Raw genomic sequence first — 15,584 nt, 5'->3', positions numbered from 1 at the left:
AGGTTTGGCAGTTAGCAGTTGGAGCATTTCATCAGCCAAAAATAAACCCGGAACACGGTCCGGGTTTATTTCACTGCCTGGTTTCGATCAATGCAGAATCTGGCTCAGGAACATCTTGGTCCGTTCATTCTGCGGGTTATCGAAGAAGTCGTTCGGCGCGGCCTGTTCGACGATTTCACCCTTGTCCATGAAGATCACGCGGTTGGCCACGGTACGGGCGAAGCCCATTTCGTGGGTTACGCAGAGCATGGTCATGCCGTCTTCAGCCAGGCCGATCATGGTGTCCAATACCTCTTTCACCATCTCGGGGTCGAGTGCCGAAGTCGGTTCGTCGAACAACATGATTTTCGGTTTCATGCACAGCGCGCGGGCAATCGCCACACGCTGTTGCTGACCACCGGACAGTTGCCCCGGGAATTTATGCGCCTGCTCCGGAATGCGTACGCGCTCCAGGTAATGCATGGCGATTTCCTCGGCCTGGCGCTTGGGCATTTTGCGTACCCACATTGGCGCCAGGGTGCAGTTCTGCAGAATGGTCAGGTGCGGAAACAGATTGAAGTGCTGGAACACCATGCCGACTTCACGGCGCACCGTTTCGATCTGCTTCAGGTCGTTGGTCAGCTCCACGCCATCGACGACGATGCGGCCCTGCTGGTGTTCTTCCAGTCGGTTGAGGCAACGGATGGTGGTCGACTTGCCGGAACCCGACGGGCCGCACAACACGATACGCTCGCCCTGTTTCACGTTCAGGTTGATGTCTTTCAACACGTGAAACTGGCCGTACCACTTGTTCACGCCCTGCATCTGAATAATGCCTTCAGGGCTCACTGTCTTTTTGATTGCTTCGCTCATTACAGAACTTCCCAAATTAGGTAGCGACTTAGCGCTTGTGCCCAGTGTCGAGCTTGCGTTCCAGATGCATGGAATAGCGCGACATACCAAAACAGAAAATCCAGAACACCAGGGCCGCGAACACATAACCTTCAGTGGCCATGCCCAGCCATTTCGGGTCGGCGGCGGCTTGTTTGACGCTGTTGAGCAGGTCGAACAGGCCGATGATGATCACCAGGCTGGTGTCCTTGAACAGCGCAATGAAGGTGTTGACGATGCCGGGGATGACCAGCTTCAGGGCTTGCGGCAGGATCACCAGGCCCATGCTGCGCCAGTAGCCGAGGCCCATCGCGGCAGCCGCTTCGTACTGACCTTTTGGAATCGCTTGCAGACCGCCGCGCACCACTTCGGCGACGTAGGCCGACTGGAACAGGATCACGCCGATCAGTGCCCGCAGCAGCTTGTCGAAGCTCATGCCTTCCGGCAGGAACAACGGCAGCATTACCGACGACATGAACAGCACCGTGATCAACGGCACGCCGCGCCAGAATTCGATGAAGGTCACGCAGACCACACGAATCGCCGGCATGTTCGAACGACGTCCCAGCGCCAGGACGATACCCAGCGGCAAAGCACCAGCGATACCGACGGTAGCGATCACCAGGGTCAGCATCAAGCCGCCCCATTGGCTGGTCGCCACCTGGGTCAGGCCGAAGATGCCACCGTGCAACAGGAAGTAGGCAATGATCGGGTACAGCACCAGGAAGCTCAGGCCATACACCGCTTTACGGTGAAAGCGCGAAATGAACAACGGTGCGATACCGATAACCGCCAGCCACACGGTCAGGTCGACGCGCCAGCGCAGTTCCGGTGGGTAGTAGCCGTACATGAACTGGCCGAAGCGCTGTTGGATGAACACCCAGCAGGCGCCCTCCTTCGTGCAGTCGGCGCGCGTGGTGCCGACCCAGTTGGCGTCCAGGATTGCCCAATGCAGGATCGGCGGCACCACCAGGTAAATCAGATAGAACGCGAACAGGGTCAGCAGGGTATTGAGCCAGCTGGAGAACATGTTCGCGCGCATCCATGCAATCACACCGATGCTACTGCTCGGTGGAGGCATGTCAGGTTTGAAAGTATGAGTACTCATGCGCTATTCCTTACCGCTCGATCAGCGCAATGCGCTTGTTGTACCAGTTCATCAGCAGGGAAATGCTGATACTGATCGCCAGGTACACGCTCATGGTGATCGCAATCACCTCGATCGCCTGTCCGGTCTGGTTCAGCACCGTACCGGCAAACAACGACACCATTTCCGGGTAACCGATACCGGCCGCCAGCGAGGAGTTCTTCGCCAGGTTCAGGTATTGGCTGGTGAGCGGTGGAATGATCACGCGCAGGGCTTGCGGGATGATCACCTTGCGCAGGGTCGGACCGTTGCGCAACCCGAGCGAGTGCGCCGCTTCGGTCTGGCCGTGGCTGACCGACTTGATGCCCGAACGCACGATCTCGGCGATGAACGCCGCGGTGTATACGGTCAGGGCCAGGGTCAATGCCAGCAGTTCCGGGATCAGTACCCAGCCACCGACGAAGTTGAAGCCCTTGAGCTCTGGCAACTCCCAGTGCAGGGGCGCGCCGAAGATCAAGGCGCACAGCGCCGGGATCACCAGGAACAGCGCCAGGCCAACCCAGAACTTGTGGAACGGGACGCCGGTCTCTTCGAAGCGCTTGGTGGCCCAGCGGCTCATCAGCACGATGGCGACAATGGCCACGACAATGCTCGCCACAAACGGCCAGAACCCGTCCGCCGCCAACGCGGCCGGCATGTTCAGGCCACGGCTGCTGACGAAGAAGGTGTCGCCGAAGTTATGGCTGTTGCGCGGCCCCGGCATGGTCAGGAACACCGCGAAGTACCAGAACAGGATTTGCAGCAGCGGCGGAATGTTGCGGAAGACTTCCACATAAACAGTCGCCAGCTTGGCGATGATCCAGTTCTTCGACAGTCGTGACACGCCGACGATGAACCCGAGGATCGTCGCCAGGATCACGCCGATGAACGTCACCAGCAGCGTGTTGAGCAGGCCGATGACAAACACCCGGGCATAACTGTCCGATTCGGTGTAGTCGATCAGGTGTTGAGCGATGCCGAAACCGGCACTGCGCTCCAGGAAACTGAAGCCGGAAGTAATACCCCGGTGTTGCAGGTTGGTCTGGGTGTTATCGAACAGATACCAGCCCATCGAGACCACCGCCACAATGGTGATGATCTGAAACAGCCACGCACGCACTTTGGGATCGCTGAGGCTGAGCCTCTGCTTTGGTGCGCCGATTGAATTTTGCATGAAGTGCCCCGGATGTAATGGAACAGAACATCACCCGGTGGTTGGCCCACCGGGTGATAGAACCATCAGCGCACTGGTGGTGCGTATTGAATGCCGCCGTTGGTCCACAGGGCGTTCATGCCACGGTCGATTTCCAGCGGAGTGCTCTTGCCGAGGTTTTTCTCGAAGACTTCACCGTAGTTGCCGACCTGGCTGACGATCTTGACGACCCAGTCCTTCGGCAGTTTCAGGTCCTTGCCGTACTCACCATCAGCGCCGAGCAGACGGGCAACGTCAGGGTTTTTAGTCGACTTGGCTTGTTCAACCACGTTTTTGGAAGTCACGCCTGCTTCTTCGGCGTTGAGCATGGCGTAGCCAACCCAACGAACGATGGCCAGCCACTCGTCGTCGCCGTTACGCACGACTGGACCCAGAGGTTCTTTGGAAATGGTTTCCGGCAGAACCACGTAGTCTTTCGGCGAAGCCAGCTTGCTGCGCTGTGCGTAGAGCTGGGATTTGTCAGAGGTCAACACGTCGCAACGACCGGATTCCAGCGACTTGGCGCTTTCATCGGAGGTGTCGAAAGTGATCGGGGTGTACTTCAGGTTGTTGGCACGGAAGTAGTCGGACACGTTCAGCTCGGTAGTGGTACCGGCTTGAATGCAGATGGTTGCACCGTCCAGTTCCTTGGCACTTTTCACGCCCAGCTTGCTGTTGGCCAGGAAGCCCACGCCGTCGTAGTAAGTGATGAAGCCAGGAAACTTCAGGCCCATGCCCGCGTCACGGGAACTGGTCATGGTGGAGTTGCGCGACAGCATGTCGATTTCGCCGGACTGCAGAGCGGTGAAACGCTCCTTGGCATTCAACTGGCTGAATTTGACTTTGTTTGCATCGCCAAACACTGCAGCAGCCACGGCGCGGCAGTAGTCAGCATCGATACCCACAATCTTGCCAGTGGAGTCTGGAACCGAGAAGCCCGGCAGACCATCACTGACACCGCACTGTACGAAACCTTTCTTCTGCACTGCATCCAGGGTTGCACCCGCCTGAGCGAACCCACTGATACCGAGTACTGCGGCTGCAGTCACGATAGCCAGGGTGGATTTCAACATCTTCATTCAAACCTCCAGTTTTGCTCTTGTTGTGTCGGAGCTTGAGTCCTGCCGCACCCTTTTGAGGCGTAATCGACCCGAGTTGGCTTTTTTTGGGGTCAACCGACGTAGGACCTGCGCTATGAGTCTAGTAGGAGAAAATCCACATCATGGATAACTCACTTCTCACCAATCGGCCGAACGGGCTGTAGCCCTTTCACGTTCGCGAAGCCCGTAGCGGCCACTGGCGAACATCCATCACCGGATTCTTTGCTATCCCGCCGTCAGCAGTACACTGATAGTGTTACCGCAGGGGGCGAGATGGGTTGCACCGCTTTCCCATAGCAAAGCCCGTACCAGACCGCTCGCTGAACCGATTGCGCGACAGGTCAATAGCAAAACTTGTAGCCTTGCGACATCTTCTTAACTGATCAACCTGAAGCGCACTGGGATCTCGCACCCAATCAGAGCGCACGCACAACAATGGAGCAGCCATGACCGAGCCCCTTATTCTTGAACCCGTAAAGCCCGTAGACGCTTGCGTTATCTGGCTGCACGGCTTGGGCGCCGACCGCTACGACTTCCTGCCGGTGGCCGAAGCCCTGCAGGAAAGCCTGTTGACCACGCGCTTCGTCCTGCCCCAGGCACCGACCTGCGCCGTCACCATTAATGGTGGCTACGAAATGCCGAGCTGGTACGACATATTGGCCATGAGCCCGGCGCGCGCGATCAACCGCGAGCAGCTGGAGGAGTCAGCGCAACGGATCATTAAATTGATCGAAGTGCAGCGAGCCGTTGGAATAGACGCCTCGCGGATTTTTCTCGCAGGCTTTTCACAGGGCGGCGCCGTGGTGTTACACACCGCTTTCCTGAAGTGGCAGGGGGCGCTGGGTGGCGTACTTGCCCTCTCCACCTACGCGCCGACGTTCAGCGATGAACTCGAGCTTTCCGCCAGCCAGCAGCGTATTCCCGTGCTGTCTTTGCACGGCCAGTACGATGACGTGGTGCAAAACGCCATGGGCCGCTCTGCGTATGAGCATTTAAAGCAGCGTGGTGTCACCGTGACATGGCAGGAATACCCAATGGGCCACGAAGTGTTACCCGAAGAAATTCGCGATATCGGCACCTGGCTCGCCGAGCGCTTGCGTTAAAAGCCTTCCTTTGATCATCCCGCTACGCCGCGCCCGTTTCTTGCATTACACTGGCCGGCGTACATTCCTTAACCAATTGATGAGATGACCGTGCTCAAAGCACTCAAAAAGATGTTCGGTAAAAGCGAGGCTGAGCCGCTCGCCGCAGTCGCCAGCGCTCCGTCTCACATCCCCAGCCACCGCACCGACGGTCATCAGCCTGGCCGGACCGCTGCCGTAGCGGCACCGAAACACGAGCCCGTGACCACACCGGCCGCCCCTCCTGTCGAGGTCATCGCAGCGGAACAACCGCTCAGCGAAGCCCCGAAACCTGCAAAACCGCGTCGTGAACCGAAGCCAAAAGCGCCGGTTATTCCCTGGAAACTCGAAGACTTCGTCGTCGAACCCCAGGAAGGCAAAACCCGCTTCCACGATTTCAAACTCGCCCCCGAACTGATGCACGCCATCCAGGACCTGGGCTTTCCGTACTGCACGCCGATCCAGGCGCAAGTGCTGGGCTTCACCCTGGCGGGCAAAGACGCCATCGGTCGCGCCCAGACCGGCACCGGCAAAACGGCCGCGTTCCTGATTTCGATCATCACCCAACTGCTGGAAACCCCGCCGCCGAAAGAGCGCTACATGGGTGAACCGCGGGCGCTGATCATCGCGCCAACCCGCGAACTGGTGGTGCAGATCGCCAAGGACGCGGCCGACCTGACCAAGTACACCGGCCTCAACGTCATGACGTTTGTCGGCGGCATGGACTTCGACAAGCAGCTCAAGCACCTCGAAGCCCGTCACTGCGACATCCTCGTGGCCACCCCGGGCCGCCTGCTCGACTTCAACCAGCGCGGCGACGTGCACCTGGACATGGTCGAAGTGATGGTGCTGGACGAAGCTGACCGGATGCTCGACATGGGTTTCATCCCACAAGTGCGTCAGATCATTCGCCAGACGCCACCGAAGAACGAGCGTCAGACGCTGCTGTTCTCCGCGACCTTCACCGAAGACGTGATGAACCTCGCCAAGCAATGGACCACCGAACCGTCGATCGTCGAGATCGAGTCGCAGAACGTGGCCAGCGAAAACGTCGAGCAGCACATCTACGCCGTTGCCGGTGCCGACAAATACAAACTGCTCTACAACCTGGTCAACGACAACGGTTGGGAGCGGGTGATGGTGTTTGCCAACCGCAAGGATGAAGTGCGCCGCATCGAAGAACGCCTGGTGCGCGATGGCGTCAACGCCGCGCAACTGTCCGGCGATGTACCGCAGCACAAACGCATCAAGACCCTGGAAGGTTTCCGCGAGGGCAAGATTCGCGTGCTGGTCGCCACCGATGTCGCCGGTCGCGGCATTCACATCGACGGCATCAGCCACGTGATCAACTTCACCCTGCCGGAAGTTCCGGACGACTACGTACACCGTATCGGTCGTACCGGTCGCGCCGGTGCCGATGGCGTGTCCATCAGCTTTGCCGGTGAAGACGACTCCTACCAGCTACCGTCCATTGAGGCGTTGCTGGGCCGCAAGATCAGCTGTGAAACACCTCCGACGCATCTACTGCGGGCGGTTGAGCGCAAACGCCCGTAACCGGGAAGTTGCAGAAAGAGGCGCAGCCGGGAACGGACTGCGCTTTTTTTTCGCCTCGCTTTTTTACAAGCGCTTGCCCAACACAACTAAAAGTCCATAATGGACAAATTAGTTTACTTGCAGCTTCCGGAGCCGACCATGTCCAGTACGCCTTACGTGATCACCCAGCCTCAGGCCCGCGAACTACTGGCGAAGGTCGACGTCCCGCAGATCCTGCGCAAGCTGTTCCGCGACTTGGCGGCCGGCCAAGCCGTACAACCGGCGCAGCAACTGGTTGAATTCCCTCAGGGTGCCGGCGATTTCATCAATTACCTCGGCGTGCTGGCGCAGGACGGTGTCTACGGGGTCAAGACCTCGCCTTACATCGTGCGCGAACAGGGCCCGCTGGTGACGGCCTGGACGTTGCTGATGTCGATGCAAACCGGGCAGCCGTTGTTGCTGTGCGATGCCGGTGAGTTGACCACCGCCCGCACGGCGGCAACCACCGCTGTCGCTGTCGACGCACTGGCGCCTTTAAAGGCGCAGCGTCTGGCGATCATCGGCAGCGGCAAAGTCGCCCAAGCGCACCTGCACTACGTCAAAGGCCTGCGTGACTGGCAAAGCATCAGCCTCTACTCGCCAAGCCTGAGCGACAAAAATCCCGAAGTATTGGCGCAACTCCAATGTCTCGACCCGCGCCTGACCATCGCCGACAATCGCGAAGCGGCGATTCAGGACGCCGACGTGATCATGCTGTGCACATCGTCCGCAAGCCCGGTGATCGACCCGGCTATCTTGAGCAAACCGGCGCTGATCACCTCCATCAGCACCAACGCCCCACGCGCCCACGAAGTGCCGCCGCAGAGCCTCAATGACATGCAGGTGTTCTGCGATTATCGTCTGACCACGCCGGGCTCGGCGGGCGAAATGCTGATTGCCGGCGAGCAGCATGGTTGGGACACGGGCTTGATAGTCGGCGACCTGCCCGATCTGCTGAGCGGCAAGGTACAACGCCCCGACTACGACCGGACCGTGTTCTTCCGCTCCATCGGCCTGGGCCTGGAAGACATCGCGCTGGCCAATGCCATCTACCAATTACAGAACTAACAACTGAACTCCCGTGGGAGCGAGCCTGCTCGCGAAGGCGTCGGGTCAGTCGACATCAATGTTGAATGATTAACCGCATTCGCGAGCAGGCTCGCTCCCACAGGGATCGCCACAATTTCGGCATTTGCGCCCCACAGGAGACGTTCATGAGCCAGGCAGATTTCATCATCATCGGCGGCGGGATTGCCGGGGCATCCACCGGTTTCTGGCTGTCGCAGCAGGCCAAGGTGATTGTGCTCGAACGCGAATCCCATCCGGCTTATCACTCCACCGGACGCTCCGCCGCGCTGTACACCGCCGCCTACGGCACGCCCCAGGTTCGCGCGCTGACCCAGGCCAGTCGCGACTTCTTCGACGCGCCGCCTGCCGGCTTCTGCGAACACCCGCTGCTGACTCCGCGCGGCGAGATGACCGTGGACTTCACCGGCGACCCGGCTGAACTGAACAATCAATACCTCAGCGCCAAAGCCACGGTGCCCGAGATGCAACTGCTCAGCGCCGATGAAGCCTGCGCGCGCCTGCCGATCCTGCGCCGGGAAAAAGTCCATGGCGCGATCTACGACCCGACCGCCAGCGACATCGACACCGATGCCCTGCACCAGGGTTACTTGCGCGGCATCCGACGCAACAAAGGCGAGGTCATTACCGACACCGAAGTGCTAAGCCTGACCCGCGATGCCGACGGCGTGTGGCAAGTCACCACCAATGGCCAGACCTTCAGCGCCCCCGTCATCATCAACGCCGCCGGTGCCTGGGCTGACAAAATCGGCGCGCTGGCCGGCGCCCGGCCGCTGGGCCTGCAACCGAAACGGCGGGCGGCCTTCATCTTCGCCGGGCCCGAGGGCGTGGACATCCACCATTGGCCGATGCTGGTCAGCCTCGACGAGTCCTTCTACATGAAGCCCGACGCGGGGATGTTCCTCGGTTCGCCGGCCAACGCCGACCCGGTGGAACCGCACGACGTACAGCCGGAAGAACTGGACATCGCCATGGGCATCTATCAGATCGAAGAGGCCACCACCCTGACCATTCGCCGCCCGACCCGCACGTGGGCCGGTTTGCGCAGCTTTGTCAGCGATGGCGATTTACTGTCCGGCTTCGATCTGCAGGTCCCAGGCCTGTTCTGGGTAGCGGCACAGGGCGGCTATGGCATCCAGACGTCGCCAGCCATGGGCCAGGCCAGCGCAGCGCTGGTACGCGGAGAATGCTTGCCCGAGCAGCTCACGCGTTTCGGTCTGGACGCCGACATGCTCTCCCTCGCTCGCCTCGGCTGATCGCCTGTTCAGGTGACGTGTCGCCACGATTGCGGCAAACTTCCAGCGCCCGTTTTTACAGGGCGCTGACGCTGCCTGGAGCTCCACTGTATGAACGCACCTGAAAAAGACCCGGCGCTGGACAATTACCGAGCGATCGCCGATGCCATCGCCACGCTGTTCTTTCCTCATGCCGAGGTGGTGCTGCACGACCTGCGCACGCAGAAGATCGACTACATCGCCAATAACCTGTCAAAACGGGAAATCGGCGATGACGCGGCGCTGGAGGACATGCTCAGCGACGATGTCAGCGAAACCAACATTGGGCCGTACGAAAAGCTCAATTGGGACGGTCAGAAGATTCGCAGCTTGAGCACCGTATTGCGCGATGGCGAAGGTCATCCGCTGGCGGTGTTGTGCGTCAACCTGAACATCTCGCTGTTCGAGAATGCCAAGGCGGCGCTCGACCTGTTCCTGTCGCCGAGCAAGCTGATCCCGCAACCGGACTCACTGTTTCGAGATGACTGGCAGGAGCGGATCAACACCTTCCTGCACGCCTGGCTGCGTGAGCGCCAGTTGAGCCTGAACCTGCTGACACGCGACCATAAACGCGAACTGGTGCTGGCGCTGCACGCCGAAGGCGCTTTCAAGGGCAAGAGCGCGTCGAACTATGTGGCCAATGTGCTGAACATGGGCCGGGCGACGGTTTACAAGCATTTGAAGGAATTGAAGGGCTAGGATCTGAGGTTTGTGTTGTTTGATCCGGCCTCTTCGCGAGCAGGCTCGCTCCCACACTGAATCTGCGCCATTTGGAGATCAAATGTGGGAGCGAGCCTGCTCGCGAAAGCGGTTTTTCAGTCGCCGTAGATATCGGACTTGAAGTACTTGTCCGAAATCTTCTGATATTCGCCACTCGCCCGAATGCCATCAATCGCCGCGTTCAGTTCACTGACCAATTCAGTGTTGCCCTTGCGCACCGCAATCCCCGCGCCCTCGCCCACGTATTTCGGGTCCTTCAATTCCGGTCCGACAAACGCGTAACCCTTGCCACGCGGCATCGACAGGAAGTCGTTCAACGGGATGGTGTCGGCAAAAATCGCATCAAGGCGACCGGCTGCCAGGTCCATGTAGATTTCTTCGTTGTTGCCGTAGCGCTTGACGTTGATGCCCTTCGTTTCGAACACCTCGGTGGCGTAACGGTCGGTGGTGGTCGCGCGCTGCACACCAACGGTCTTGCCTTTGAGGCTGGCGTATTGGTCATCGACCACCGCGCCGTCCTTCATCACCAGGCGCGAGGACGTGAAGTAATACTTGTGGGTGAAATCCACCGACTTCTTGCGGTCTTCATTGATGGTCATGGACGACAGCGCCATGTCGATTTTCTTCACTTTCAGGGAAGGAATCAGACCGTCGAATTCGCCTTCGACCCATACACACTCGACCTTCATTTGTGCGCACAACGCATTGCCGATGTCGTAGTCGAAACCGACAATCTTACCCTCGTCGGTTTTCGAGGCGAACGGCGGGTAGGCAGCTTCGATGCCGATTCGCAGGGCTTTCTCGGCGGCAAACACACTGGTGCACGCCAACAGGCTCAGGGCCAGACCGGTGATGAGGGGGAATTTCTTCATGTTCGTTCTCTCGCGGGTTGTTGTTGGTTTGGCAAGACAGAAGAAAGAGCAGAAACGGGGGGACGCCTTTTTTTGTACTTATAATTCCATACTGGACTTTTATGTATTAATCGTCAATCGGGCAAGCGGGATCATGCCTGGCCAATGGTCGGGTGGTGAGTCAGGGCGCTATTGGATGAAGCGAATGGCCCCTTCGCGAGCAGGCTCGCTCCCACAGGGATTTTCGTCGTACACAAATTTTGTGTTCATGAAGATCAACTGTGGGAGCGAGCCTGCTCGCGAAGACTGGCTAGAGAACTCCGCAGGAACTACTTCTTCCAGCGATCCGCCGCCGCATGATCGCTGTCACGCCCCTCAACCCAGCGCGGGCCGTCACTGGTGTTTTCCTTCTTCCAGAACGGCGCACGGGTTTTCAGGTAGTCCATGACAAAGGCACAGGCATCGAACGCTGCCTGGCGGTGGGCGCTGGCGGCGCCGACAAAGACGATCGGCTCGCCCGGTTCCAGGGCACCGATGCGGTGCAGCACTTCCAGCTTCAACAGCGGCCAGCGCTGCTCGGCCTCGAGGGCAATCTTGCCGAGGGCTTTTTCGGTCATGCCCGGGTAGTGCTCAAGAAACATCCCGGCCACATCGAGCCCGTCATTGAAGTCGCGCACGTAGCCGACAAAACTCACCACCGCGCCCACGCCGACATTGGCAGCGTGCATGGCGTTGACTTCAGCACCCGGATCGAACGCCATGGACTGCACGCGAATCGCCATGGATCAGCCCCCGGTCACGGTCGGAAAGAATGCCACTTCATCGCCATCGCTCACCGGCTCGTCGAGTTGGCAAAGGTCTTCGTTGCGCGCGCACATCAGGTTCTGCTCGCTCAACACCTCGGCACCGTCACGCTGAGCCAGCAGCGCACGCACGTCGTCGACCGTGGCGAAATCGCCTTCAACCTTGACCGAGTCCACGCCGAGCGCTTCACGGTAACGCGCGAAAAACTTCACGATAACGTTCATGGCTGATCCGCCTGGAAATGCCCGCTCTTGCCGCCGACCTTCTCCAACAGGCGCACGCTTTCGATGGTCATGCCGCGATCAACGGCCTTGCACATGTCGTAGATGGTCAATGCCGCGACGCTGGCAGCGGTCAGCGCTTCCATCTCGACGCCGGTCTGCCCGGACAACTTGCAGCGCGCGACGATGCGCACGGTGTCGTCGCCTTCGGCACTGAGCTCGACTTTGACGCCGGTCAACATCAACGGATGGCACAGGGGAATCAGATCGCTGGTTTTCTTCGCCGCCTGAATGCCGGCGATACGCGCCACGGCGAACACATCACCCTTGGGGTGACCGCCGCTGACGATCATCTGCAACGTTTCGGGCAACATGCGCACCAGCGCTTGGGCCGTCGCTTCACGGAACGTCACGGCTTTTTCAGTGACGTCGACCATGTTGGCGCGACCTTGGGAATCGAGATGAGTCAGCACAGGGTTACTCCTGATCAGGAGCGTCGATTGTAAACCTGCGGGTCAATTTTCCGCACCCTAGATTATCGGCTCACCACTCCTACAGGGAGATGTGTGTTGGGCATAAAAAACCGGGCGACCTTTGGGGCCGCCCGGTTTGGGTTGAGCAGTTACAAATGCGATTCGGCGTATTCGGCCAGAATCGAACGAGGCACCCCTTGCAGGGTGATGTGCACACCGTTGGGGAAGTCTTTGAAGCGTTCGGTCAGGTACGTCAGCCCGGAACTGGTCGCGGACAGGTATGGGGTGTCGATCTGCGCCAGGTTACCTAGGCACACCACTTTGGAACCGGCGCCGGCACGGGTGATGATGGTTTTCATCTGGTGCGGTGTCAGGTTCTGGCATTCATCGATCAAAATCAGGCTCTGCTGGAAGCTGCGACCCCGGATGTAGTTGAGGGATTTGAACTGCAACGGCACTTTGCTGAGGATGTAGTCGACGCTGCCATGGGTGTTTTCGTCATCCATGTGCAAGGCTTCGAGGTTGTCGGTGATGGCGCCCAGCCAAGGCTCCATTTTTTCTGCCTCGGTGCCAGGCAGGAAGCCGATCTCCTGGTCCAGGCCCTGCACGCTACGGGTCGCGATGATCCGGCGATAACGTTTGCTGACCATGGTCTGCTCGATCGCCGCCGCCAGGGCCAGGATGGTTTTACCGGAACCTGCTGCCCCGGTCAGGTTGACCAGGTGGATATCCGGATCGAGCAAGGCGTACAGCGCCAGGCTTTGATAGATGTCACGCGGTTTCAGGCCCCAGGCTTCCTGGTGCAACAGGGGTTCCTGGTGCAGGTCGAGAATCAGCAGCTTGTCTTCTTCGATCTCCTTGATCCAGCCGACAAAACCCTGTTCATCGATGATGAACTCATTGATATGCACAGCCGGCAGGTTGTCGATCAGCTGCACCTGGTGCCAGGTGCGACCGTGGTCTTGACGGGTTTCGACATTCTTCACACGATCCCAGAAGGAGCCGTCCATGTTGTGGTAGCCGTTAGGCAGTAACGAAACGTCGTCTACCAGTTGGTCGGTGCTGTAGTCCTCGGCCGCGATCCCGCACGCCCGGGCCTTGAGGCGCATGTTGATGTCTTTGGTGACCAGCACGACGGGCAACTTGGGCTCGCGCGCGTGCAGATCAATCAGTTGATTGATGATGATGTTGTCGTTCAGGTGTTCGGGAAGAATGATGTTCGGTTCGGTGCGTTTGCTCATCAGAATTGACAGCAAACCCTTGGGCCCACTTTTGCCACGCTGGATCGGCACACCCAGCTCTACATCTTCAGGACTGGCATCGCCCAGCGTCTTGTCGATCAGGCGAATGGCTTGACGGCATTCCGCAGCCACGCTGTGATGCCCGCTCTTGAGCTTGTCGAGCTCTTCAAGGACGGTCATCGGGATGGCAACGTGGTGTTCTTCGAAGTTGAGCAGCGCGTTTGGATCGTGAATCAATACGTTGGTATCGAGTACATAAAGGATTGGCTGGTTGGAAGAAGAGCTACGTCCGTGATCATCCATACTCGGTCACCTTTGTGGGAGCCAGTAGACGCAATACCTTGGCGGTGCTGCGCCTCGAAGTGGCCGCCGAATCTCACCTGCGGAGAATCAAGTGACTGCAAAACAAACGGGTCTTGGAAGACGCCACCTGTGTTGCAGGTTTCGGCGGTCTGTCTTCGTAATACTCCAAAACGTGTGACAGAAAAAAGTACTTTGACGTTTTTTTGAAGTTTATTTTTCAGAATGACCAATAGCACTTGGCGGACTGCCACTACCCCGTTAAAGTCGGAAGTCCGCCTGCATCGAAATTCCTCTCAAAAACGCCCCAAACCCAATGTTTACGGGGTTTGTGCCAAGCAGCGCGTTTCAGCGAAAACCGTCCTGACAGTCTTCCCAACCGATCCCGCTTTGCGCCGTTTGCGTAATCAGCCAGGGCATCGCCGTTTTTAACGCGTCCTGCTTCACATTGAAATTGATCACGCCATGGCGCCACAGCAGCATCAGCGTCAGCACGCGTTGCGCGCTCGGGTTGCCCTTGAGCTTGCCCGCCCCGTCCTGCGCATCGATGTTCCATAACGCCACCTGCAAACCCTGGGCATTAAAGAAGCCTTCGGCATCGGAGCGGCGCTGGCCATCGGGAGGACGAAACAGCGGCACGTAGTTCTCCGGCAATTTGCTTTTGACCAGTTCGACGCTGCGTCGCACCGAGTCCTGCCAGTCCTGCCAGTGGCTGTGGGAGCGGAACTCCCAGCCCTGTACGCCGATGCATTGCTGCGAGTACATCGCTTGCAGGCTGGCCACCGAGTCGGCAGCCAGGCGTGCCTGAATGTCCTTGCCGAGAACAAAGAACGTGCCGCTCATGTTCGACTTGCGCAGGTACTCGGCGGCCCAACCGGTGTTGTCCGGCGCGACGTTGGCGGCGCTGTCGAAGGTCAGCAAAAACAGCCGGTCATGCATGGCATCGCCAGTGTGTTCATAGTCGCCAAAACGATCGACTTCGCTGCTGGTCTGTGGAAACAGGGCGGCCTTGCGCAGTTGCTCGTCCAGGTACTGCGCGTGGAACAACCGGCTCGGTTCGGCCCACTTGATGTAGTAGCTGTCGTCGCTGACCAGGAACTTGGCCGCTTGCCCGCGCAACGTCTCCATGTCTTCGACCAGGAAACAGAAAGACGCATCCTGATCGCAGCTTTGCTGGGCAAAGTTGTAGTTGGTCAACAAACGCTGCCACAGACGCTGGCGCAGTTGGTTGACCGCTTCCAGATTGATTTTTCGCAACCCCAGGCGTTGAGCCAGTGCGGGTTCATCCAGCGATTCGCTGGCCAGAAGCACCCGCGCGAACATGAGGATTTCGGCCCGCGACGCCACGTCGAACAGGGTCGGGCTGCTGAGCTTCTCAGGCCAGGTGCTGCGATCCAGCGTCGCCAGATCACCGGGCGCCGCCAGGGCGCCAAAGCTCAATAGCCAGGCCGAGAATAGAAAAACGATACGCAATGGGATGTCTCCATAACAAAACCCGCGGCGCACTATAGCCGATCCCGCACTAGCGCCACGACCTACTGTGGGAGCGAGCCTGCTCGCGAACGCGGTGCGTCAGGCAACATAGATGTTGAATGTGCCGCCCTCTTCGCGAGCAGGCTCGCTCCCACAGGTA

At 59.0% G+C, this 15,584-nt stretch carries 15 protein-coding genes; 5 read left to right on the top strand and 10 right to left on the bottom strand.

Annotated features, from left to right (window positions below):
• Positions 1–87: 87 nt before the first annotated feature.
• The 4 genes from AC07N8_RS15100 to AC07N8_RS15085 form a co-directional block, all read right to left on the bottom strand.
• Positions 88–852, bottom strand: a complete 765-nt coding sequence (locus AC07N8_RS15100) for an amino acid ABC transporter ATP-binding protein (RefSeq protein ID WP_123433595.1) — start codon at positions 850–852, stop codon at positions 88–90.
• A gap of 28 nt (positions 853–880) precedes the next feature.
• On the bottom strand, positions 881–1,978 hold the full coding sequence (locus tag AC07N8_RS15095) for an amino acid ABC transporter permease (protein ID WP_483840358.1): 1,098 nt from the start codon (positions 1,976–1,978) through the stop codon (positions 881–883).
• 10 nt (positions 1,979–1,988) lie between these two features.
• On the bottom strand, positions 1,989–3,170 hold the full coding sequence (locus tag AC07N8_RS15090) for an amino acid ABC transporter permease (protein ID WP_483840357.1): 1,182 nt from the start codon (positions 3,168–3,170) through the stop codon (positions 1,989–1,991).
• Between the two features lie 65 nt (positions 3,171–3,235).
• Positions 3,236–4,267: an amino acid ABC transporter substrate-binding protein gene (locus AC07N8_RS15085; protein ID WP_123433592.1), complete on the bottom strand. Its 1,032-nt coding sequence runs from the start codon at positions 4,265–4,267 to the stop codon at positions 3,236–3,238.
• A gap of 467 nt (positions 4,268–4,734) precedes the next feature.
• Here AC07N8_RS15085 and AC07N8_RS15080 point away from each other — a divergent pair, with 467 nt between their 5' ends.
• From AC07N8_RS15080 to AC07N8_RS15060, 5 genes are all read left to right on the top strand, one after another.
• Positions 4,735–5,391 carry an alpha/beta hydrolase gene (locus tag AC07N8_RS15080; protein WP_483840356.1) on the top strand — a complete coding sequence of 219 codons (657 nt, stop codon included), beginning with the start codon at positions 4,735–4,737 and terminating at the stop codon, positions 5,389–5,391.
• Between the two features lie 84 nt (positions 5,392–5,475).
• Entirely contained in the window at positions 5,476–6,963 is a 1,488-nt protein-coding gene (gene rhlB, locus AC07N8_RS15075; protein WP_493144439.1) for an ATP-dependent RNA helicase RhlB, read from the top strand.
• 138 nt (positions 6,964–7,101) lie between these two features.
• On the top strand, positions 7,102–8,049 hold the full coding sequence (locus AC07N8_RS15070; RefSeq protein WP_493144441.1) for an ornithine cyclodeaminase family protein: 948 nt from the start codon (positions 7,102–7,104) through the stop codon (positions 8,047–8,049).
• A gap of 146 nt (positions 8,050–8,195) precedes the next feature.
• Positions 8,196–9,323, top strand: a complete 1,128-nt coding sequence (locus AC07N8_RS15065; RefSeq protein WP_493144443.1) for an NAD(P)/FAD-dependent oxidoreductase — start codon at positions 8,196–8,198, stop codon at positions 9,321–9,323.
• A 90-nt stretch (positions 9,324–9,413) separates the two neighbouring features.
• The gene (locus AC07N8_RS15060) at positions 9,414–10,040 is read left to right on the top strand and encodes a helix-turn-helix transcriptional regulator (protein WP_123433588.1); all 627 of its coding nucleotides are present in this window, start codon (positions 9,414–9,416) and stop codon (positions 10,038–10,040) included.
• A 116-nt stretch (positions 10,041–10,156) separates the two neighbouring features.
• Here AC07N8_RS15060 and AC07N8_RS15055 read toward each other — a convergent pair whose 3' ends face one another.
• The 6 genes from AC07N8_RS15055 to AC07N8_RS15030 all read right to left on the bottom strand — a co-directional run bounded on the left by AC07N8_RS15055 (position 10,157) and on the right by AC07N8_RS15030 (position 15,424).
• Complete coding sequence (locus AC07N8_RS15055) at positions 10,157–10,933, bottom strand: ABC transporter substrate-binding protein (protein ID WP_493144445.1); 777 nt, start codon at positions 10,931–10,933, stop codon at positions 10,157–10,159.
• 308 nt (positions 10,934–11,241) lie between these two features.
• Positions 11,242–11,694 (bottom strand): molybdopterin synthase catalytic subunit MoaE, encoded by a 453-nt coding sequence (moaE, locus tag AC07N8_RS15050; protein WP_483840351.1) that lies wholly within the window; start codon positions 11,692–11,694, stop codon positions 11,242–11,244.
• A gap of 3 nt (positions 11,695–11,697) precedes the next feature.
• Entirely contained in the window at positions 11,698–11,940 is a 243-nt protein-coding gene (gene moaD, locus AC07N8_RS15045; protein WP_483840350.1) for a molybdopterin converting factor subunit 1, read from the bottom strand.
• Positions 11,937–12,410, bottom strand: a complete 474-nt coding sequence (moaC, locus tag AC07N8_RS15040) for a cyclic pyranopterin monophosphate synthase MoaC (protein WP_027924850.1) — start codon at positions 12,408–12,410, stop codon at positions 11,937–11,939. The genes moaD and moaC overlap by 4 nt, the downstream gene beginning before the upstream one ends.
• 149 nt (positions 12,411–12,559) lie before the next feature.
• Positions 12,560–13,954: a PhoH family protein gene (locus tag AC07N8_RS15035; RefSeq protein ID WP_483840349.1), complete on the bottom strand. Its 1,395-nt coding sequence runs from the start codon at positions 13,952–13,954 to the stop codon at positions 12,560–12,562.
• Positions 13,955–14,299: 345 nt separating this feature from the next.
• The gene (locus AC07N8_RS15030; protein WP_483840348.1) at positions 14,300–15,424 is read right to left on the bottom strand and encodes a polysaccharide deacetylase family protein; all 1,125 of its coding nucleotides are present in this window, start codon (positions 15,422–15,424) and stop codon (positions 14,300–14,302) included.
• Between the last annotated feature and the right edge of the window lie 160 nt (positions 15,425–15,584).

It is taken from the genome of Pseudomonas sp. GW821-FHT10C09 (assembly GCF_059415465.1).
The sequence above is the reverse complement of the archived record's forward strand: the minus strand, read 5'-3'. Positions and strand labels throughout refer to the sequence as shown.

What these genes read in the sequence shown, in the direction of transcription:
- AC07N8_RS15060 (WP_123433588.1), top strand. Translation starts at nt 9,414, where the DNA reads ATGAACGCACCTGAAAAAGACCCGGCGCTGGACAATTACCGAGCGATC.
- AC07N8_RS15095 (WP_483840358.1), bottom strand. Translation starts at nt 1,978, where the DNA reads ATGAGTACTCATACTTTCAAACCTGACATGCCTCCACCGAGCAGTAGC.
- AC07N8_RS15100 (WP_123433595.1), bottom strand. Translation starts at nt 852, where the DNA reads ATGAGCGAAGCAATCAAAAAGACAGTGAGCCCTGAAGGCATTATTCAG.
- AC07N8_RS15070 (WP_493144441.1), top strand. Translation starts at nt 7,102, where the DNA reads ATGTCCAGTACGCCTTACGTGATCACCCAGCCTCAGGCCCGCGAACTA.
- AC07N8_RS15055 (WP_493144445.1), bottom strand. Translation starts at nt 10,933, where the DNA reads ATGAAGAAATTCCCCCTCATCACCGGTCTGGCCCTGAGCCTGTTGGCG.
- rhlB (WP_493144439.1), top strand. Translation starts at nt 5,476, where the DNA reads ATGACCGTGCTCAAAGCACTCAAAAAGATGTTCGGTAAAAGCGAGGCT.
- AC07N8_RS15065 (WP_493144443.1), top strand. Translation starts at nt 8,196, where the DNA reads ATGAGCCAGGCAGATTTCATCATCATCGGCGGCGGGATTGCCGGGGCA.
- AC07N8_RS15090 (WP_483840357.1), bottom strand. Translation starts at nt 3,170, where the DNA reads ATGCAAAATTCAATCGGCGCACCAAAGCAGAGGCTCAGCCTCAGCGAT.
- moaE (WP_483840351.1), bottom strand. Translation starts at nt 11,694, where the DNA reads ATGGCGATTCGCGTGCAGTCCATGGCGTTCGATCCGGGTGCTGAAGTC.
- AC07N8_RS15085 (WP_123433592.1), bottom strand. Translation starts at nt 4,267, where the DNA reads ATGAAGATGTTGAAATCCACCCTGGCTATCGTGACTGCAGCCGCAGTA.
- AC07N8_RS15035 (WP_483840349.1), bottom strand. Translation starts at nt 13,954, where the DNA reads ATGGATGATCACGGACGTAGCTCTTCTTCCAACCAGCCAATCCTTTAT.
- AC07N8_RS15080 (WP_483840356.1), top strand. Translation starts at nt 4,735, where the DNA reads ATGACCGAGCCCCTTATTCTTGAACCCGTAAAGCCCGTAGACGCTTGC.
- moaD (WP_483840350.1), bottom strand. Translation starts at nt 11,940, where the DNA reads ATGAACGTTATCGTGAAGTTTTTCGCGCGTTACCGTGAAGCGCTCGGC.